The 21611-nt window shown below is 42.3% G+C and carries 17 protein-coding genes; 11 read left to right on the forward strand and 6 right to left on the reverse strand.

What is annotated here, in order from left to right; all coding sequences use genetic code 11:
- The 5 genes from JXA84_07785 to JXA84_07805 are packed head-to-tail and all read left to right on the forward strand — an operon-like array spanning window position 1 to window position 6157.
- Complete coding sequence (locus tag JXA84_07785) at window positions 1–1446, forward strand: exopolysaccharide biosynthesis polyprenyl glycosylphosphotransferase (protein MBN1151098.1); 1446 nt, start codon at window positions 1–3, stop codon at window positions 1444–1446.
- Window positions 1447–1456: 10 nt separating this feature from the next.
- Entirely contained in the window at window positions 1457–2968 is a 1512-nt protein-coding gene (purH, locus tag JXA84_07790) for a bifunctional phosphoribosylaminoimidazolecarboxamide formyltransferase/IMP cyclohydrolase (protein MBN1151099.1), read from the forward strand.
- Window positions 2969–2972: 4 nt separating this feature from the next.
- On the forward strand, window positions 2973–4130 hold the full coding sequence (locus tag JXA84_07795; GenBank protein MBN1151100.1) for a deoxyguanosinetriphosphate triphosphohydrolase: 1158 nt from the start codon (window positions 2973–2975) through the stop codon (window positions 4128–4130).
- 31 nt (window positions 4131–4161) lie between these two features.
- Window positions 4162–5229, forward strand: a complete 1068-nt coding sequence (locus JXA84_07800; GenBank protein MBN1151101.1) for an alanine--glyoxylate aminotransferase family protein — start codon at window positions 4162–4164, stop codon at window positions 5227–5229.
- 10 nt (window positions 5230–5239) lie between these two features.
- Window positions 5240–6157, forward strand: coding sequence for a hydroxyacid dehydrogenase (locus JXA84_07805; GenBank protein MBN1151102.1), 918 nt, complete (start codon window positions 5240–5242; stop codon window positions 6155–6157).
- 28 nt (window positions 6158–6185) lie between these two features.
- Here the strand turns inward: JXA84_07805 and JXA84_07810 are convergent, their stop codons facing one another.
- The 3 genes from JXA84_07810 to JXA84_07820 form a co-directional block, all read right to left on the reverse strand.
- Entirely contained in the window at window positions 6186–7145 is a 960-nt protein-coding gene (locus tag JXA84_07810; protein MBN1151103.1) for a YitT family protein, read from the reverse strand.
- Window positions 7117–8553, reverse strand: a complete 1437-nt coding sequence (glnA, locus tag JXA84_07815; protein ID MBN1151104.1) for a type I glutamate--ammonia ligase — start codon at window positions 8551–8553, stop codon at window positions 7117–7119. Before glnA ends, JXA84_07810 begins: the two co-directional genes overlap by 29 nt.
- 161 nt (window positions 8554–8714) lie before the next feature.
- Window positions 8715–9662 (reverse strand): Gfo/Idh/MocA family oxidoreductase, encoded by a 948-nt coding sequence (locus JXA84_07820; GenBank protein ID MBN1151105.1) that lies wholly within the window; start codon window positions 9660–9662, stop codon window positions 8715–8717.
- Between the two features lie 127 nt (window positions 9663–9789).
- On the opposite strand from JXA84_07820, the gene JXA84_07825 reads away from it, so the two are divergent.
- From JXA84_07825 to JXA84_07835, 3 genes are all read left to right on the forward strand, one after another.
- On the forward strand, window positions 9790–10785 hold the full coding sequence (locus JXA84_07825) for a Gfo/Idh/MocA family oxidoreductase (GenBank protein MBN1151106.1): 996 nt from the start codon (window positions 9790–9792) through the stop codon (window positions 10783–10785).
- Window position 10786: 1 nt separating this feature from the next.
- On the forward strand, window positions 10787–11575 hold the full coding sequence (locus JXA84_07830) for a DUF3298 domain-containing protein (GenBank protein MBN1151107.1): 789 nt from the start codon (window positions 10787–10789) through the stop codon (window positions 11573–11575).
- A 69-nt stretch (window positions 11576–11644) separates the two neighbouring features.
- Window positions 11645–12538 (forward strand): hypothetical protein, encoded by an 894-nt coding sequence (locus tag JXA84_07835; protein ID MBN1151108.1) that lies wholly within the window; start codon window positions 11645–11647, stop codon window positions 12536–12538.
- A 66-nt stretch (window positions 12539–12604) separates the two neighbouring features.
- On the opposite strand, the gene JXA84_07840 is transcribed toward JXA84_07835, so the two are convergent.
- A complete protein-coding gene (locus JXA84_07840; protein ID MBN1151109.1) occupies window positions 12605–13750 on the reverse strand; it encodes a glycosyltransferase in 1146 nt (381 codons plus the stop codon).
- 118 nt (window positions 13751–13868) lie between these two features.
- On the opposite strand from JXA84_07840, the gene JXA84_07845 reads away from it, so the two are divergent.
- Both JXA84_07845 and JXA84_07850 read left to right on the forward strand, forming a co-directional pair.
- The gene (locus JXA84_07845) at window positions 13869–15122 is read left to right on the forward strand and encodes a M28 family peptidase (GenBank protein MBN1151110.1); all 1254 of its coding nucleotides are present in this window, start codon (window positions 13869–13871) and stop codon (window positions 15120–15122) included.
- A gap of 122 nt (window positions 15123–15244) precedes the next feature.
- On the forward strand, window positions 15245–18463 hold the full coding sequence (locus tag JXA84_07850; protein MBN1151111.1) for a PAS domain S-box protein: 3219 nt from the start codon (window positions 15245–15247) through the stop codon (window positions 18461–18463).
- Window position 18464: 1 nt separating this feature from the next.
- On the opposite strand, the gene JXA84_07855 is transcribed toward JXA84_07850, so the two are convergent.
- Window positions 18465–19112, reverse strand: a complete 648-nt coding sequence (locus JXA84_07855; GenBank protein MBN1151112.1) for a PAS domain-containing protein — start codon at window positions 19110–19112, stop codon at window positions 18465–18467.
- Window positions 19113–19300: 188 nt separating this feature from the next.
- Here JXA84_07855 and JXA84_07860 point away from each other — a divergent pair, with 188 nt between their 5' ends.
- On the forward strand, window positions 19301–19906 hold the full coding sequence (locus tag JXA84_07860) for a hypothetical protein (protein MBN1151113.1): 606 nt from the start codon (window positions 19301–19303) through the stop codon (window positions 19904–19906).
- 112 nt (window positions 19907–20018) lie between these two features.
- On the opposite strand, the gene JXA84_07865 is transcribed toward JXA84_07860, so the two are convergent.
- Window positions 20019–20996, reverse strand: coding sequence for a Fic family protein (locus JXA84_07865; GenBank protein ID MBN1151114.1), 978 nt, complete (start codon window positions 20994–20996; stop codon window positions 20019–20021).
- Window positions 20997–21611: the final 615 nt, after the last annotated feature.

Genomic DNA, 21611 nt, shown 5'->3' on the forward strand with positions numbered 1-21611 from the left:
ATGACAAGACAAAGAGCTATAAAGTATAAATACGATCTCCTCCTTATAGATTTGATCTCGTTGAATTTTTCTTTCGCCTCAGCGCAAATAGCAAGGTTTTCAGGGTTTATTAAACCACAAGTGGCTTTATTCGGTCAAATACATATATCCGTCAATTTGATCGTCTTTTTCTTCTTCTCTCTGTTCGCCGTTTTCATTTTTCACCTTTTCGGTTTGTATAAAATTCAAATGCTCACCAACCGTTTCGGCCACACGTTGGGCCTACTTCAGGCTCTTTTCACCTCAGCTATCTTTTATGCATTCCTCAACTACATCACCAAATTGAACTATCATTTCACCGACAGCAGGCTCGTACTCATCTATTGGCCTTCTTTCTCCCTCGTCCTGCTGATTATTTTGAGGGTTTTTTTCTACCCGATTTTTCACAGGTATGTTTCAAAAGTACCATTCAACAAAAGGAGAATGCTCGTCATAGGAGACGCCGATATAGTGGCAAAATGCGTGACGTACCTTGAAAAAAACCAAGCTTACGGATGTCAGGTAGTAGCCGCCCTCAAGATCAAAGACGAAGACGGAAAACACGAAGATTTGGAGATTTATTCTTTTGAAAAAGCTTCGGACATAATAGACAAATTCGCGCCTACCGACCTTTTTGTGGCTCTGAGGGACACATCGACAAAAAACGCTATATCTATAATTTCAAAGCTTCACCCTTCAATAAAGAACATTGAATTCACCTCCCTTCAATACGAAAGGCTGGCGACCTTTATCAGAACAGACAAATATTGCGATATACCGGTATTCTCTCTCGGAATGTCTCCTTATTTCTTCTGGTACAAATATTTTAAAAGAGCCGCGGACCTATTTTTATCACTTTTTATAATAGCCCTATCACTTCCTCTTTTAGCGACGTTATGGGCTTTGATAAAAATTTCCTCAGACGGTCCGGGTATAATATCCCAGCCGAGGGTGGGGAAAAATGGCAAGCGTTTCAATTTTTACAAGTTCAGGACCATGCGGCTTTCAGAAAAAAAATCCGCCGAGAAAAGAAACGACGCCTACATAGAAGCTATTGAAAATGAAAACAATGTCATCAGCAAAATCGTCGACAAAAAAAGAATAACTTGGATTGGGAGCTTTCTCAGAGCAACAGCCCTCGACGAAGTCCCCCAATTCTTCAACGTCCTCAAAAATGACATGAGCCTTGTCGGTCCAAGACCCTGCCTTTTATCGGAATACCTGGCTTATGACGACTGGCACAAAAAAAGATACTCAATAAAACCAGGTTGCACCGGCATCTGGCAGGTCTTGAAATCCAGGGGTCTGAGTTTTTCAGACACGATCCTGCTCGATTTGATTTACGCCCACAGCGTAAGCCCCTGGCTCGATTTACAGCTCGTATTGAACACCCTTTTGATAATGATCACAGGTTCAGCTGACAAATGAAAGGTTTAGTATGATTAAAACAGCTCTTATATCGGTATTCGACAAAACAGGCCTTGAAAGTATCGTCGAATTTCTGCGGGAGAAAAACATAAAGATCATTTCGACCTCCGGAAGCGCTAAATTCATAAGGGAAAATGGCTGCAAAGTCACCGAAGCGGGAGACTTGACAGGTTACGGAGAAATTTTGGGTGGGAGGGTCAAAACCCTTCATCCAGCACTTTTTGCAGGTATACTCGCAAAAAGAGACAGTCAAAGAGACATGGAAGAACTTCAAAAAGCCAAAATAGAACCCATAGATCTTGTAGTTGTCAATTTTTACCCTTTCTCCAGCAAAGGTTTGCATTCTCGGGACGAAGACGAATCCGTAGAATACATAGACATCGGCGGTCCTTCTCTCGTCAGATCCGCCGCCAAGAACCACAAATGGGTGACCGTTCTGACGTCTCCCTCGCAATACGGAGAATTTTTGGCAAACATCGACAGAAAAACTTTAGACACAGACGCCGATTTTCGGAAAAAATGCGCTTCTAAAGCTTTCAGCATGACCTCTCACTACGACGCTATCATATCCGGGCAGATGAACGATGGAAGCATGGAGCCGTTATCGTGCTTTCCTTACGTCATCGCGGACAAACTCGCCTACGGCGAAAATCCGCATCAGGAAGGTTATTTTCTCAAAAACCCGCTTTGTTCCGTATCGCTTGCCGAGATTCAACCCCGGCTTTCTTACAACAATATTCTCGACGCCGAAGCCGCTCTGAGGGCTGTAAAAAGTTTCGAAAAACCCGCCGTTGCAGTCGTGAAACACCAGACGCTCTGCGGCCTTGCGGAAGACGACGATATCCTCAAAGCCTACGCCGAAGCCTACGAAACCGACCCAGATTCTGCATTCGGAGGCATTTTTGCTATCAACAGAAAAATCGGGGTCGACTTGGCTGAAAACATCGACAAGACTCCCTTTTTGACCATGATACTCGCCCCTGACGCTGACGATGAAGCGAAAAAGATCATCACGAAAAAGAAAAAAAGAATAATAATTTTAGATGACAGGATTTTTTCAAACTCTCCCAAACTGCAGATACGATCAGTCACGGGAGGTTTTTTGTGCCAGACCGCTGATTTTTTTGAAGACCCGTCTTCATGGGATACTGTATCAGACCAAAAACCGGACAAGGAGACGCTTAAATCTCTCGTTTTCGCGCAAAAAGCCGTCATGTTCGTCAAATCAAACGCAATAGTCCTGGCAAAAGGTACAGAGATCGTAGGAATCGGCGGAGGAAACGTCAGCAGGGTAGATTCTGTCATTCAAGCTTGCTCTAAAGCAGGGGAGAGATCAAAAGGTTCAGTTTTGGCTTCGGACGCATTCTTTCCTTTTCCCGACAGCGTCGAATACGCTTTTAAGTGCGGCGTCAGGGCAATAGTCCAGCCCGGAGGTTCCAAGGGCGATTCGAAAGTTCTTGAATGCGCAGACAAGTGTGGTATCATTATGGTCTTCAGCAAAAGAAGACATTTTTACCATTGATAATATGTTTAGAAGCAGAAAAGATTTGGAAAGTTTAGAATCGAGCCAATTGGCTCCTTTCGCTTTTTTTTCAAAAGACTCGCTGGGAAGAGACTACCCCGAGGAAGAGACCTCTTTCAGAACAGCTTTTCAGCGCGACAGAGACAGAATAATCCATTCACGCGCCTTCAGGCACATGGAATACAAAACCCAAGTCTTCGTCAACCATGTGGGAGATTATTACAGAACACGTCTGACCCACACGCTCGAAGTCGCTCAAATAGCGAAGTCCATCGCCAAAACACTAATTCTCAACGAAGACCTCACCGAAGCTATAGCCCTGGCACACGATATAGGGCACACACCTTTCGGCCACGCCGGAGAAGAAGCTCTCAGAGAACTGATGTCTCAAGACGGAGGTTTCGAACACAACAGACAAGGGCTTCGAGTAGTAGAGGAACTGGAATTCAGGACAGACAAATACAATGGACTCAACCTTACAGTCGAAACGCGCGAGGGTATAATCAAACACAGAAGCGAGTACGACTCGCCGGAAACCGATTGCAGGGGAATTTTTAAACCCGACAGCAGTGCGTTTTTAGAAGCGCAAATAGTCAACATCGCAGATGAAATAGCTTACAACAACCACGATATAGACGACGGTCTCAAATCAGGTTTGATAGACCTGGAACAGCTCGGTGAAATTGAACTCTGGAAAGAGACCCTTTCATCGGTCAAAAAATCAGAAAACACGAGCGGTAAGCTATTGAGGATAACTGGAGTCAGAGAGCTCATCGGAAGACAGATTGAGGATGTTATAGAGACATCACATTCACAAATTGATGAAAGAAATCTAAAAAGCGTCGAAGACGTCAGAAATTCTCCTGTGCTTCTGGTATTTTCCGCAGAAATGAAAACTAAAAACGCTGTTCTAAAAAGATTCCTATACGAAAACCTATACCAACACTACAAAGTAGTTAAAATGCAGGATAAAGCGAAAAGGTTTGTTCAGAGGCTTTTTGAATCATACCTAAAAGAGATAAAACAACTCCCGCCTTTTCACAGGTCGAGAATCGAAGATGAAGGCAAAAAACGAGTTATCTGCGATTACATAGCGGGTATGACCGACAGATTCGCTATGGACGAGTATTCGAGACTTTTTGAACCATACACCAGGCTCTGATTTTAAACTATCAACTCTAAAGGAGGTCTTTGTGAAGCACAAAAAACTTTTTATCCCGGGTCCAGTGGAAGTGTCCGAAGACGTTTTAAAAGAAATGGGTCATTTCATGATAGGTCATAGGAGTAAGGACTACTCTGAACTTCATGGTGAAGTTGTACCTAAACTAAAAAAACTTCTCTACACCGAGAACGACGTTTTCCTGGGCACACATTCATCCACGGGATGGATGGAAGCGGCTATAAGAAACTGCGCTCACAAAAAAGTTTTGGCTTGCGTCAACGGAGCTTTTTCAAAAAGATGGTTTCAGATGACCGCTCCGAACATGGTCGAAGCGGACAAATACGAAGTCGAATGGGGGCATGGTCACGACCCAAAGGAAATCGACAAGCTTCTCTCGACAGGCAAATACGACTGCTTTCTCGTCGTCCACAACGAGACCTCCACAGGAGTGATGAACAAGATTAATGAGATATCCGATGTGCTCAAAAAGTACCCTGACGTATCATTCTGCGTGGACTGTGTTTCGTCGATGACCGGAATCAAAATCGAAGTTGACAAACTCGGAATAGACGTCTGTCTCGCCGGTGTGCAGAAAGCTTTCGCTCTCCCGCCAGGACTCGCGGTAGCGGCGGTCAGCAAAAAAGCCCTCGAAAAATCCGCAAAAGCCAAAAACAAGGGTTATTACTTCGACTTTGTAGAATTCAAGAAATACCAGGATAAAAACCAGACCCCGACGACTCCGACGATCTCTCACATTTTCGCCCTCAACAAACAGCTCGATAAATTCTTCGCCGAAGGACTCGAAAAACGCTTCGCCAGGCATCTGGAGATGGCAACTTTCGTCAGAGAGTGGGCTAAAAAGAATTTCGCTCTTTTCGCCCAACCCGGTTACGAATCGGTCACTCTGACTTGCATCACAAACACAAAAGGCATCGACGTGGCAGACCTGAACAAAAAGCTCGGTGAAAAAGGACTTACGATTTCCAACGGCTACGGCGACCTCAAGGAGAAGACGTTCAGGATAGCCCACATGGGAGATTTTACAATTACAGACGTAAAAGAGGTCATCGCTGCCATAGACGAAATTCTCGGTTTTTGAGGGAGGAAAAATGAAAGTTTTGATATGCGATCCAGTAGACGACAAAGCTGTCGAAAAGATTAAATCGGCAGGGGTGACAGTAGACATCAAAACAGAGATGAAACCCGATGAACTGCTTAAAACCATACCGGGTTACGACATCTGTGTTGTACGGTCCGCTACTAAAATCACAAAAGACGTGATCGAAGCGGGTAAATCATCGCTGAAACTCATAATAAGAGGCGGCGTCGGTGTCGACAACATAGACGTAGAAGCCGCGAAATCCGCAGGCATGGAGGTTAAAAACACCCCTACAGCGAGTTCCGCGTCGGTCGCTGAGCTCGCTCTCGCGCACATATTCGCTCTATACAGGTATATCCCAAGAGCTACGAGCGGAATCCAGAACGGCAAATGGGAGAAAAAAGTTCTCAAGGGCAAAGAACTTTCGGGAAAGACAATTTCGATAATCGGCTACGGAAGGATAGGATCCGAACTGGCAAAAAGATGCAACGCGCTCGGCATGAATGTACAGGTCTTTCAGCATGTGACGAAAATAGAACCTCTTTTCCCCCAAATGAAAATCCTCACCGACCTCGAAGAAGCTGTCTCGACCGCCGACATAGTCAGCCTTCACATGCCGAAAACTGACAAGTCAAAGAATCTCTTCGATAAAAATCTCATTTCCAAAATGAAGAAAGGCGCTGTACTCATTAACTGCGCCCGTGGGGGAATAATTGACGAAGCCGCTCTCGCCGAAGCTCTCAAGAGCGGGCACCTCTTCGGCGCCGGTCTTGACGTTTTCGCGGAAGAACCCGTAAAAGCGGACAATCCTCTTCTCAACCTGGAAAATGTTTCCTTTACTCCTCACATCGGCGCTCTTACAGCGGAAGCTCAAAAAAGAGTAGGAAGCGAAGTCGCCGACATAATAATCGAATACGTGAAAAGATAAAGAAAAGGGGGCTCATGCCCCCTTTTTTCTACAAAGTCGTCCTGTCTATTCTCTTGAACCCCGATCCCAATACATCAAAAGCGTCGTAGAGAACTATAAAAGCGTTTTTGTCGACTTCTTTGACGATTTCTATGAGCTGGAAGACCTGATTTCTCGAAATCACGCAGAAAATTACAGGTCTCTGCGTGCCCGTGAATCCCCCTTCAGATTTTATCAAAGTAGTCCCTCTCCCGAGGGAGTTCATTAATCTCCCGTTGATTTCCTCGTATCTGTCGGAGATGATATATGCGGTTTTGGCTATCGAAATACCCTGCATGACTAAATCGCATGTCTTTGCAGAAATAAACAATCCCAAAAGCGCCCATACGAGCAGGTTAAGATCCTTAAAAGCAAAACAGGCGAAAAGGATTATAAAAGTGTCCACTATCATAAAACCCATTCCCAAGGGCAGACCAGTGTATTTTTTTATCAGAGCGGCGGGAATGTCGGTTCCAGCCGTAGATCCTCTGTGCCTGAATATCACCCCAAGCCCTATTCCAAGCAAGACATTTCCGGCAAGGCAAGCCAAAACAGTCTGGTCAGTCAGCGACATGTATCCTTCATATTGAGGTATCCCGACCAGAAAAGAGCCCAAGAGCTTTTCGGTGAAGGCGTTTCCGGGCTGAAACATGTCCACGAAAAAAGACAGGGTCAATATGCCCAGGACTGTTTTTGCCCCGAAAGTTTTACCTATGAAAATTACCCCTAGAATGAAAAGAGGGATGTTGAAGACGAGCATCACCAATCCTGTTTTTAAACCGAAGAGGATGTGAAGTACTTGAGCGAGGCCGCTTATTCCCCCCGGAGCTATTCTGTGCGGGACGAGGTAAAGCGAAATCCCCGCGCCGGCAACCAATGATCCGACGGCAATCCAGACCGAGTCGTAGACGAAAAGGCCTACCCTGTTCTTCTTTATCAGTTCAGAGGTCGTAGTAAAGTTCGATTTCAAAAGGATGCGTCCTGATTTTCAAGGGAATAATTTCATTATTTTGTTTTATCTGCGTCCAAATTTTTATCAGGTCTTCGTCAAAGACATCTCCCCTGAAGAGGTATTCCCTGTCATGGTTGAGTGATTCAAGGGAATCTTCCAAAGAAGAAGGTATGGGCAGGAATTTTCTCTGTTCTCTGGGCGGAAGTTCAAAAAGATTTTTGTCCAGCGGGCCGAATTTCGACGGGGATATTTTGCTTTTTATGCCGTCAAGACCCGCCATCAGCATAGCCGAAACAGCGAGATACGGATTGCAAGTAGCATCCGGCATTCTGAATTCTATTCTCTTTTGGTCTTCCGTGACCGCCGATTTGGGAATTCTTATCGCCGAACTTCTGTTGGCGACCGAAAAGAAGAATCTCGTCGGCGCTTCGTAGCCTTCCACAAGCCTCCTGTAAGAGTTTGTGGAAGGGTTGGTGAATGCCATGACAGACGCTCCGTGCGTTCCGAGACCGGCTATATAGAATGTCGCCTCCTCGCTGAGGTCAAAATATCCTCCTTGGGAAAAGAAAATATTTTTCCCCTTCTTGTGAAGTTTCTGGTGGAAGTGCAAGCCGCTTCCAGGCTCCCCGAATATTGGCTTTGGCATGAAAGTCACAGACTTTTCCCTCTTCAGGCATATATTTTTTATTATATATTTCCCTTTTACTATGTTGTCGGCGCACCTGACCAGACCCGGAGAAAGAGTGAGCTCGATTTCAGCCTGTCCCGCACCTCCAACCTCGTGGTGGTGATACCTAACCGGTATACCCGCCTTTTCAAGGGCGACTGTTATCTCGGCTCTCAGGTCGTGAGTGGAGTCTGTGGGGAAAATCGCGTGGTAACCTCCATTGTGTTTTATCCAGGGTTCGACCCTCTCCTCGAAGGAATTCCAATTCGCCTCGAGTGAATCCACCCCGAAACCGAAATCGTATGGTTTGTCGGAATACCTGACCGAATCGAAAACATAAAACTCGAGTTCAGGCTGCCAAAAACTTTCATCGGCAATTTCAGACTCCGACAGATATTTTTCCGCCCTCTTCGCGACTCCTCTTGGGTCTCTCGCGAAAGGTCTAAGGGTGTCAGCCTCAACTATGTCGCAGATAAATGAGAGAGCCGGAATCTCGTAGAAGTCGTCCATGAAAGCAGTCTCTGGATCAGGAACCACATTAAGATCTCCGGATTCCAGGGAAGTGAAACCGGGACAACTCGACCCGTCAAAACCGACACCTCTCTCAAAAAGCGTTTTTTTTACGTTAGAAACCGGCAGTGTGAAATGATGCCATTTTCCGATAAGGTCTATGAATTTCAAATCCACAAAAGCTATCTTTTCGTCGTGAATTTTTTTTAAGACGTCATCAGGCGTGAGTTTTGTCCCGTGTTCCTGCATAAAACCTCCTAAATTTCTTTATTTGCTCATTACCCTGTCCATACATTATAATCAAAATTTTCAAAAATAATACAAAGCTTCTAATTTCGACACTCTCTTTGCCGCCGCAAAAAATTCTACAGCGCCTTGCTTTTAAAAATCCGAAGCTTTATATCCCCTAATCATAAATACAAAAGAAAAGGATGAGGGTTTTCAGCTTTTCCTGCTATTTTCGAGGTCCTCATCCTGTAAGCCAATTCTATCGAAGGCCTCACCTGGTCTATTCCAAAACCGTTTCCTTTGAGAGTTTCCTCGTACACTTTTGTGTGCAAATCGGTGAATCCCTGAGTGAATTCGACTTCTTCACCGTCTATCGTGATTGACCTGTACGTAGAAGCGCCCTTCAGAACTGCCGCTTCAGGAAGATCTTTTCTGTCGATGGACAGAAACCACCTTACATCAGCCTTTTCAAGTTCCAAAAAACCGGACATCTTCTGCTTCTCACTCGCGTATATTTCGTTTTTCTCAGGTCTGCCGAAAAACCAGAGCAAAAGGTCAAAAAAGTGTATTCCGATGTTGCAGACGACTCCCCCCGACTTTTCGACATCGCCTTTCCAGGAATAATTATACCAAGGGCCTCTGGATGTGATGTACGTCAGTATGACTTCTTTTCTTTTGCCGGATCTGTCATCTTCCAATTTCTTTTTCAGTTTTAAAAGCGCTTCATGTACCCTCAACTGCAAAATGCAGTTGACTTTCTTCCCTGTTTCTTCTTCGAGTTTCTCAAGAGCGTCGAGGTTGGACGGTTTCAGAACCAGAGGTTTTTCGCATATAGCGTCGGCATCAAGTCTGAGAGCCAACCTTATGTGTGCGTCGTGGAGATGATTCGGCGAGCAAATCGAAAGATAGTGAGCCCTTTCTTTTTCGGATTTCCTCCTCAACTTCTCAAGGTGCCTGTCAAACCTCTCTATCTCGGTGAAAAAACTCGCGTCGGGAAAATATCTGTCGAGAATTCCGACCGAATCGTGCGGATCGACCGCGGCTATCAGCCTGTTTCCAGTGTTTTTGATTGCTTCAAGGTGCCTCGGGGCAATGTAACCCGCAACCCCCGTCATGGCGAAATTCTTCATCTCAGACCTCTTTCGCTTTTTATTATACGCAATTGAAAGTTGCTAAAAAAAAGAATAGATATTATATTATTTATCAACCCGTGGAGTCAAACTCCGGACTTGTTGCAATTTTTTACCTGGGAGAAATATGAAAACCGCTTTGATAGGGTTCGGATACTGGGGACCCAACCTCGCGAGAAACGCCGTCTCTTTGAGCGGCGTGGACTTAAAATACATCTGTGATAAAGACGAAAAACGGCTCTTTGAGGCATCTTCCAAATACACCGGAGCTAAAACTGTAGAAGACGCGAATATAATATTTAAAGACTGCGATGTAAAATCCGTAATAATAGCAACCGGAGTTTCAACTCATTACCCATTGGTTAAAAAAGCTCTAAAATCAGGGAAAGACGTCTTCGTCGAAAAACCGATGACTTCATCCTACAAGGAAGCCAAAGAACTAGTCGCCCTGGCAAAAGAAAAATCGAAAATATTGATGGTCGGTCACACATTCTTATACAGTCCGCCGGTTCTGAAAATAAAAGAAATCCTGGATTCAGGAGAACTCGGTGAAATTTATTTCATCACTTCTCAGAGGGTAAACCTCGGAAAACACCAGAAAGATACAAGCGTTATATGGGATTTGGCGCCGCATGACCTGTCAATTTTCAGTTTTTGGCTCGGCACCAAACCGGTTGTACTCGGATCATTCGGAAACTCATACATAATAAAGGGAGTGCCAGATGTGGCTTTCATCCACCTAAGGTATCCCGAAGAGATTTGCGTCAACCTCGAGCTCGGATGGCTCGCCCCGTCAAAATTAAGGCATACGGCAATAGTAGGCTCCAAGAAAATGCTCGTCTACAACGACCTCGACTACGAAGAAAAGGTCAAAATATTCGACCTCGGGGTTGACTACAAAGACCCGGAGACATACGGCGAGTATCAGCTAAGCTACAGAACAGGGGACATCCACTCTCCTTACATTCAGAGCAAGGAACCTCTCTTCCTCGAAATGAAAGATTTTTTTGATTCGATAAACGAGAGAAGACAGCCCATCAGTTCATGCGAATTCGCTCTCGACATCGTCAGAATCTGCGAGGACGCGGAAAACATACTGAACAAAAAAAACAACAGGGGGTAATGTGAAGATTTTCAATATTTTCATCCTTTTGGCTTTATCTCTCTTTTCGTTTTTGACATTTTCATCCTGCTTAAATTTCAGCCCTTCCAGAACTATCCTTCACGCTGACACCGTAGAATATTCAATCTCAACGATGGTGAATTCTATCGACCCAGCGCCTGGAGCCTACATTGAAATCGACAGTTTTTACGCTTCAAAAGCGCCTAACAAATCAGCGGATTCCATCAACTACTACACTAAATCTATGACCTACCCGGCAGGTCTCGGATACCAAGCAATGATAGACACTTTCATGGCTCAATACTCGAGCGCTTTAAAAGATTATCCGGACATGTACGCCTCATGGGAAGCTCAGATGAAAGTTTCCGTAAACTTGAACGAATCAGGAATATTCAGCATGACTTACAATTTTTATGAATTTACCGGCGGAGCCCATCCAAATGGCTGGACATACTTCTTGAACTTCGACCTTTCGACCGGCAAACCCATTAGGTTCGAAGAAATTTTCACGAGGGATGAAATCATCGAAATCAACAAAAGAGCAGAGGTTATTTTCAGGGACGTCTATGGTCTCGATCCAGAGGGATCTCTCGAAGAAGCTGGATATTGGTTTGACAACAATAAATTCAGCCTGAACAACAACTTCCTCGTTAAAGAAAATTCTCTTTACTTCATATTCAACTCATACGAGATAGCGCCTTACGTTGCAGGTCCCTCGGAAATCGAAATCCCCTATTCTCAAATTGAAGACCTCATAGACGATTATAACCCGCTCAAGAAACTTCTCTGACGTATTCGGACCAATACATTTGTCTCGCCGGCGGCGCCAAAAGGTGAAAGTAGAATATTTTTCCCATCCGTGTTAGACAAAGACTTCATACCTGTCGCGGCTTACATCATAGGCGCCACTTTTCAGTGTTTTGGTTTGCTGAGAAAAAAACCACCAAAATGGTCTTTTTTCGTCTTTGCCCTGATGTTCGTCTACATTGTTTTCATGATGTTGTATTCCACGGCCAGCGTCTCAGGACAAGTAACCACGAACGAAAGTTTCAAAAGCATAGTTATCAACCAGGGAATGACGCTTGGATTGGCCATATCGTTCCTTTTCGTCTCGGTATTTCTAAAAGAAATAATAAGAGTTATAAACGAATCGGTCATTATTTCCGTGACGGTGAGTTACATGCTTTTGGTCTTTGAATCGAGAGATCTTTGGAGCACTGCTGGTATTTGTATCGCGGCGGTTCTCGGAACTTTCTTCAGCGCGTTCTCGGTTTGGCTTCTCCTCACAAAGAAGAAAATCGCCAAACCCTACAAATTGATTCTCTGGGGATGGTTCTTCTTCGTCAACGGTTTTTTCGCCTTCAGTTATTATTCCCGCCTCGGGTTGGATTTCAGCGGGATTCCGACCGCCGTAGGAAAAGGTGAAATCGGCCCTCTGAAAATGGCTGTTCTGGGAATGATATCCGTCCAGATCCTTGTGAATTTCGGAATACTCTATTACAGTTTCATATACTCCCTGTTTTCAAAACAGACCAGGACAGCTATTATCTCCTATACTGAAAAAGCATTTGATGATGAGCAGTTCAACTTGAAAAACATAGGCATAACGGCAATAATCCAGTTATCCTCATACGCTCTGATAACATATTTCCTCTCGCAAATAGCCCTGGAGTTCATAGCATTCTGGGTTCTTCTCTCTCCGTTGATCACGAGAGGTTTTGGATTTTTCGCGTCAAAGGTCAGCACGCGCTGACCCCAACCTTAAATTAAGCGCTTTTTGTAGTGTAAAAGGTCAGCACGCGCTGACCCCAACCTTAAATTAAGCGCTTTTTGTAGTGGCTATTTGACAGAGTGCTTTTTTGTATTTTACCATCTGTTCTTCAAACGAAAGTTTTTTGATAACAGCTCTTGCGTTTTGGGCTTTCTCGAGGGCACTGTCGTAGTTCTGCAGGGCTTGGACGATATTTGCCGCAAGAGAATCCGAGTCGCCGGGACGGGTAAAATAACATTCGTCCCCAGAAAAATATTTTTTCATTCTGTCTATTTCCGAACAGACGAAAGGCACACCCGATGCGGCGTATTCAAGAGTTTTCAACGAATCCACCATATCTGTGAAAACCGTCTTTCTGTAAGGCGACAGGGCAAGGTCTGAAACCAAAAGTTTTTTTATTGCTTCTTTATGGCTTACAAAATCCGGACTCATCCTGACATTCTCTTCAATCTTCAGATTTTTTATCTTCTTCAATATGGACTTAACCCCTCGCCCCCCAGTCAAAATTTCGAATTTCACCCCAGGTAATACTTTCAAAACTTTCGAAAACGCATCCAGAGCGACGTCGAGACCGAACCTTTTTGTTGCGCTGCCGGCATAGAAAATCTGGAAATTGTCGTGTTTTTCTTTGGGAGTCTTGACGTTTTCGAACATTTCAGGAGAAGGCAGATTGAGTATGTATTCTACTCTTTTCCCTGAAACGCTTCTTTTTAACAATTCTCTGTGGTCCTCGTGAACGCAGAAAATTAGATCCGAAAATTTCGCGGCGAGTTTTTCCAACAGCAGGGAAAAGCCGAAAAAATACCTACCCCAACGATATTCAAGCGAGATTTCAGGAAACATATCGGAAAAGCTCAAAACAATCTTTTTACCTGAAAGTTTCGGGCAAAGAGCCGAAAAAACGAGAAAGTCGGGCATGGTGTGGACAAACACCACGTCGTAATAATTTCTCCTGCTCCTGATGAAAAAAAAGGTTTCAGCAAAAAATACAGCGTGTCTAAAAGGCAAAAAATCAATGAATCCGGTCGGGCAGAAATAATGAGCTGAAAGGTTTTTTTTTTCTTTAAAAGTCTCTTCTCCGTCTTTTATTGATACAACATCTGTCTGCCAACCAAGATCTTGACAAACTTTTACAGCGTTGAGAACCCTCGGATTTCTCTTCACCACTGAAAAACTGACATGCAGTATTTTCAAACAAGTTCCTCTTCTTTACAGCTCTATATTCCTAAAAAATTTTTAATCTTTTCGCCAAATTGATGTAAAATAAACCTAAATATATTTTACCTCATAACCCGTTCTGAAAGGAAAAGATATGTTGAACGCGTTAAAAATTCTCAAAGAACTCGATTTTGAAAGAATTGCCGGAAGCGACGGCGAGGAAAAGGCCCGTAATATTTTGTGCGGAATACTGGACGATCTTGGAGTCAACCAGGAAATTGAAGAGTTTGAACTCTCTTCTTTCGAGACCGGCAAAGCCGAGATAACAACCGACAGAGGAGTTGTTAAAGCGCACCCCTTCGGCTTGACAAAATCATGTGAACTTGAAGGAGAACTCGTCTTTGTTGAAAACTCAGCGACAATCGCACTTGCCAAAAACAGGTTCAAAGACAAAGTGGTCTTATCCAAGACTTATTCAAGGGGCGTCGCCGAAGAACTTAAAAAAAGCGGAGTCATAGCGTTTGTTTTGATAGGGGGGGTTCACAGAGAAGCCACCAGCTTAAGCTACAGGCAAAAAACTTACAAAGAAGGCCCCGTCCCTTGTTTTACAGTCACCTATGAAGACGGAGCAAAACTTTCAAAACAAGCGGGAAACAAGATTGTACTGAAGGTTGAACAAATTGTGGCTGAGAAAAAAGCAAAAAATATCGTCGCGACTATAAAGGGTAAAGGTTTGGACGACAACCTAACTTACGCGGTCGGGCATTACGACACAGTTTCACGTTCTCCGGGCGGGACGGACAACGGAGGGGGAACGGTAACTCTGCTTAAAATAGCCGAATATTTTTCCAAAAACACTCCCGGTAGAGACCTAAAAATAATATGGTTTTCAGGAGAGGAGCTTGGGCTTCTCGGTAGTTACAACTACGTCAAGTCACACTTAGAGGAGATTAAAGATAGAGCTGCTCTCGTCGTCAACATCGACGTAACGGGTGATGATGTCGGAGAAGACTATTACAATGTCCTTGGGACAAAAGAGCTTTTGGGCTACGCGGACGGCGTCACACGAGAAATGGGTTTTCTTTTCAAATCTTCTCTTGAAATCTACAGCAGCGATTGCATGCCATTCTCGGTCTACGAAATTCCTTCTGTAAACGTCTTCAGGTCCGGCGGAATTTCTTCTTTTCACATACACACTCAAAACGACAGCGTAAAAAATGTAACTGGAAGAGGTCTTCAGACGACAATAGACGCCTCCATCAACTTTTTAAACAGAGTTCTGAACGCGTCGCTTTATCCGGTTAAAAGGGAGATCGACAAATCTCTGAAGGAAAAGATTGAAAAGTACATCTGGAATTCAACCATGGAAGAACCTAAATTGCAATGGAGACCGGAATATAAAAAATAAACGAAAATTACAATCAGGGGGTATTTGCGGAGGATATTTCGAATAACAAAAATCCTGAACTTGGAACCGTCTCCAAACACGCGAAACTGATAGCTGTTCTCTTTTTTGTAGTATCAACTATATTGGTTGTCTTATTTGCCGCAATAATATATTCAAATGAACGCAAAAGGGTCGTAAAAGACGAATACGAAAAAATTTCTGCTATAGCCGACCTCAAGATAGACGACATACAAAACTGGCGGCAGTACAACATTTCTCACGTCCAAACCCTCGCGAATAACCCTTTCATCGTCCAAGCGGTCGAGGAAATAATCCATTCGGTAGATTCTTCCCCGTTCAACGAAAACCTCTTCAGGCACCTTGATACCGTAAAGAGAGTTTTCAAATATTCCAATGTAATCGTCGTAGCACCAGCAGGAAACGTTTTAATCAACCTCAGGGACCATCTCCCTGAACCCGGTCAAGCGCTTTTAGAGACTTTAAAAAAAGCCAACTCCCTTAAAAACGAGTTCCTCTCGGATCTCTTCGTGTGTCCTGAAGGCAGCGTTTATGTTGACGCGGTTTCTCCGATAAAAGATTTAAATGACCAACCCTTCGCTTATTTAATTCTGAGAATAAACGCGGGAGATTATCTCCGTTCCGACATTCTAAACTGGCCGACTCCTTCGATGACAGGAGAAATAGTATTAATACAGAATATAGGAGACGAAATAATTATTGTCAGCCGTCGGACGTCCGATTCAGCTTCTTTTACAAGCATTCGAAAAATTATTGAGGACAGTTTGTCTCCTTGCGCGAAGGCTTTCAGGGCTGAGGGTTTTTATATAGGCAAAGATTATAATGGCAACCAAACCCTCTCCGACCTAAGGGTTGTTGAAAACTCAAACCTTTTAATGGTTACGAAAATTGATTTAAGAGAAGTTTATGAGGAACTCAACAGAAACTCTATTTTCCTCCTGCTTTTTTTCTTGATGTGTATTTTCTTCGCCGGTGCCGTGACGTCATTTTTATACAGAAACAGACAAAACCTGCTCCTAAAAAAAATCATAGAAGCTAAATCAAAGATTTCCAGTCAGGAAAAGGAATTGAGCACAATCATAGACAGCCTTCAGGAAGGCTTGATCGCCGTAGATGAAAATGATGTCATAACTTTCGTCAACCCAAAGTTCTGCGAAATGCTCGAATACAGGCATAAAGAACTTGTCGACAGGAAAATATATGTATTTTTTCATAAGAAATCGGATGTCGAAAGGATCAAGAATTACAACAAGGAAAGGCAAAAGGGCAAATCCGGGAGTTACGAACTCGAAATGGTCAAAAAATCCGGCAGTATTGGAATTTTCACAATGAATGCTTCTCCTTTAAAAGACTCCAAAGGTAAAATAATCGGATCCATGGCTACATGCCTCGACGTAACTGAACATAAAATGATTGAAAAGAGCGCCGTCGAGAGCGAATCAAAATACAAAATGCTCGTCAAGAATATGCAGGAAGGCCTTTTGTTCGCCGACAACGAAGACATAATACAATTCATCAACCCCACCTTATGCGAAAAACTCGGATACACCGAAGAAGAACTCATCGGGAAGAGAGGATTGGATTTCCTTCTAAACCCTGATGGAAAAGAGTTCGTCATGGAAAGGACAAAGAAGAGAATGGAAGGGCTTTCCGAACAATACGAGATAGAGTTGATAAAAAAGAATGGTGAAGAAGCTGTATTTCTTGTCAACGCCGCTCCCATAAAAAACGACAAAGAGGTTGTGATCGGTTCATTGTCAACAATGCTCGACATCACAAATCGGAAAAAAGCGGAGGACGAACTCAAAAACCACCAGTCGCAGATGCTTTCAATTTTTGAAGGCATTGACCAACCTATCTACGTCAGCGATCCTGAGACCTATGAAGTGTTGTTCATCAACAACGCCTTGAAAAGTTCTTTTGGCGAAGTTTTGGGTACAAAGTGTTATGAATACCTTCAGGGCAGAGATTCACCCTGCCCATTTTGCACAAACAGCATTATTTTCGGAGAATTTTTCGGAAGATCCTACATCTGGAAATATCAAAATAAAAAGAATCAAAGATGGTATAACTGCACCGACAAAGCAATCAAATGGTACGACGGAAGACTTGTCAGATACCAAATGGCAAACGACATAACCGAACTGCAAAAAGCCATAGAAAAGAGCAAAGAGACAGAAGAAAAATACCTCCAGGCTCAAAAAATGGAAGCTGTCGGAAGGCTGGCTGGAGGCATAGCTCACGATTTCAACAATATGCTGTCGGTAATATCCGGGAACGCGGATCTAATCCTTACAAAAGAGGATCTGCCCAGAGATATCCGCGAAGGGCTTTCCGAGATTATTAAGGCGAGCGAACACTCCACGACCCTCGTCAGACAGCTTCTCGCCTTTGCCAGAAAACAGACAGCAGAACCTGAGACAACAGACCTAAACAAAATAATTTCCGACATGACGACAATGCTGAAAAGACTCATCGGAGAAAACATTGAACTCGTCTTGAAGCCCTCAAAAGAAATATGTCCTATTTTCATAGATCCCGCGCAAATCGACCAGATAGTCGCAAACCTCGTCGTAAACTCCCGCGACGCTATAACAGGCAACGGAAAAATTATTATCGAGACTTCCCTGCTTAAAAGCGCTGAAATCACAGAACCGAGACTGCAGGGATTTCCGCTCGGTGACCTCATACTTCTTTCGGTTACCGATAACGGAGACGGAATGGATAAGGAAATTCAGGAACATTTATTTGAACCTTTTTTCACCACAAAACCTAAGGGAAAAGGCACCGGGCTCGGGCTTTCGACTATATATGGCATAGTAAAACAAAATAAGGGTTTTATAAATGTCTACAGCGAACCCGGAAAAGGCACGACTGTAAAAATATACTTTCCGAGAAGCGAAAAAGAACCAAAAAAAGTATTGAAGAAAAAAGATGCAGAGAAAAAAGAACTTCTAGGAAAAACCGTCCTACTCGTCGAAGATGAAGAGACTCTTTTAAAACTCAACATCAGAATACTTCAGATCTGCGGATTCAAAGTTCTTTCGGCTCAGAGCCCTTTCCAAGCCCTTGAAATTGCCAAAACTTTTAAGTCGAAAATCGACCTACTGATAACCGACATCGTGATGCCCCGGATGAGCGGACAGGAGTTGTGGAACGAAATTTCAGTCATAAGCCCCGAAACCAAATGCCTTTTCATATCGGGTTATACATCGGACATAATTGACAACCAAGGTGTTTTAATGGAAGGCATACATTTCCTTCAAAAGCCCTTCACAAAAGATACTCTGTCTCAAAAAATAGAAGAAATGTTTTCCGAATAGATTATTTTTTGTCCCTGTTGAAATCCGGATACAGACTTTTAAGGCATTCCGGACAAAGCGAGTGGCTGAATTCCAGATTATGATGATTTTTAAAATAATCCTCGATTTCATACCATAAGCCGTCTTTGTCCCTTATTTTCTTGCAGTTTGCGCATATAGGAATAAAGCCGTTTAGCTTTTTTTCAAGGTCTTTTTTTAAATCACCTATCAGCTTTTCTTTTTCTTTTATCGCGATTGTCTGTTCGGTGACGTCGGTGCCAACGTCGAAGACCTCTGTCACAATCCCGTTTTTCATCAGCGGGATCCCGAGTAGTTCAATGTAAAACTTTTTCCCTTCTATTTTGATTTCATAGATTGTTTTATCCGTGACTTTCCCCGAAAGGTTTTTTTTAAACTCCCTGATACCTTTGAAAATATCCCTTCTCTGAAGAAAACCGATTTCATAAAACCCCTTGCCTCTTACCTTTTCAATCTCAATTTTGAAAAGTTTTCTGGTGTATTCATTGCATTCTATAAACCTACCCTTCCTGTCCAAAGTGAACGCAATATAAGGGAGGTTTTCAAATATCGCCCTGTAGTGTTCATGAGACTTTTTTGAAAGAATTTTTATACTGCCGTCGTCTGTGAATAAATTTGAAAAGTTTTTCAAACCTAATTTACCTTTTATCTTTCATAAATTGTAAACTTTTTATGACACTTTATTATATAACATTTTATCATTTTTACTGCAATTTACTTTTTATTAGAGCTAAATATTCCCTTTTTACTTGTAAATTACAAAATTTGAATACAAATCTCCCAGGCATCGTATATAATTTGTAAAAAAAGGGGTGACCTATGAAAGTTTTTTTCGTGAATTTCTTTTTAATCTCCATGAGCGTTCAATTATTCGGGCAAATACCTCCTTTTCAACCAAGAAACTCTGCTCTCTTCACGCTTGAAACAGACCAATCGGGAACTCCGAAGGTATTCCTTTTGAAGTGCGAATCCGTGTACCTGACAAGCGGGTCATACGGCGCTCTTGAGATGAACTTTTCACACCAAAACGAAAATGGCGAGACAATGGATTTGAGTGTCCAAATCCTCTATATTGATAAATTCAGCATAATATACGAAAAGCTTGAAAACAGATTCAAAACCGAACACATTGATTTTCCTCTTGTCCTGACAGATTCGGATTTCGTCGATATGTATTCTGTTTTTGAAAACCCTATACACTCCTTTTTCTGGCTCGAGTCATCACAAGGTTCTGAAGTATTGAGAAGAGAATATTTAGGCAATTTTATAGTCTCTTTGCACGAAATACATTTCAATGGAGATTCAATCAACATTGACTTTGATTTCACTGCGGACAACTACGACAACGTCTATTATGCCCAGAGCGAGATAAGCGGCAGGGTCAAGATCTCAGGTTTCCAGTTTGGCTGGAAAATGGTGGACTGATCTTGTCTTTAAATATACGACTTTTGATTTATGCAATTTATAAAAAAAGAGCTTCTCCCCGCAAACACTCGGGAAATTTGCATGACAAATTTTATGAGGATATCTTTTTTTCTTAGTCTTCTCTTCCCTTTGATAAAAAATATGAATAAAGTGTCATTCTTCCAGAACCTTTTGAAACAACTTTTCCTTCTTCTAATAATCTTTTCAAATCTCTGCTGGCGGTTGCGGAAGAGATTCCCTTGTTTACGATCATATATTCTTTTCGAGTAAACCAGCCCCTTAACTTTGAAATGGCATATTCAGTTCTTTTTTGATAATCAATATTCGGCGCTTTTGTTTCAAGAATTGTATTTATTAAAGTTTGATTTATGACGTTCAGCATAAATTCAATAAATTCTGTTGAGTTACCTTTATTGTCGCAATTCTCTAATATTCTGTAGTAATCCTGCTGATTATTTTTTATAGTGTCTTCAATAGGTACATACTCAAACAAAGGATTTACATCCATAAGAATACGAATCTGCCACAAACGCCCTATTCTTCCATTTCCATCTTCGAACGGGTGAATAAATTCAATTTCATAATGAAAAACACAGCTTTTAATAATATCTATATCTTTATCTTTTTTTAAGTAATCAAATAGATCTTCTATCAATCCAGGGACCGAAATATATTTAGGCGCGATATGTTTTACTTCGGCTCCTTTGACAATTCCGACCTGTTTTCTGCGGTATTCTCCAGGTTTTTGTATTAAATTATTCATCAATAAGAAATGGGCTTTTAAAAAATCTTTTATTGAATAGGTTTTAAATTTTGTTAATTCATCGTATGCTTTAATTGCATTTTTGACTTCAAGGATATCTTTTTTGGGGCCTAATATACGTTTATTATCAATAATAGCCGTAACCTGTTTTACATTCAAGGTATTGCCTTCTATTGCCAGCGATGAATGTATGGTTTTAATCCGGTTTTGTTTTCGTAATTTGGCCTGGGGCTTTACCAGAAAAAGGCTTATTGCCTGCCCAAGTGTCTCTTTAATTTCACCATAGCATTTTAATATTGATTGTGTAATTTCATACGGCGGTTTCATATTTATATAATAGTATCATATGATACTATCGTCAATTGATTCTGTTTACAATTTTCCTTCTGGATGGGCGAGTATTTGTAGCCTTTCGATAAAATATATATATTCATGTTTCTCTGTGTTTTCCCTGGTAGATATTTTTCATATATCTTTGGGTATATATTTTAAATAAAAGAATTCTCACCACGAAGTATAAATCAAATATTGTCATTGATATTTGTATCTAAAACTTCACTCCGTTTAGGAAAATCGTAATCGATTTTCCCTTAGTGAAGATGTTTTGCTCCGCTTAATGGCGGATATCTCTTGTTTTTCTCACATTTCATGACCCGTCACTAAAAACAATCTTCTCCAATATCTCATTAAAAAACCTCTATTCCAAAGCGACAATTCCTGCCGATCTTTAATAAAAGCCTGACATCATTTTTTGCTTTTTTAAAATCCACAAACTTGAATTTACACTAGCCCCGTTTTCCGCTCTGAATTAATTTATTTCTTAAATAATCAATATTGCATAGCGTTTTTCTCCCGACAAAACAGATCATAACAATCTCTGCCCTTGACTCTTTTTCCCCAGTGGCGGCAGAGAATAGCTTGTATTTTTCCCGTTAGTAAATC

This window comes from candidate division WOR-3 bacterium (genome assembly GCA_016926475.1).
GTDB lineage: Bacteria > SDB-A > SDB-A > SDB-A > SDB-A > JAFGIG01.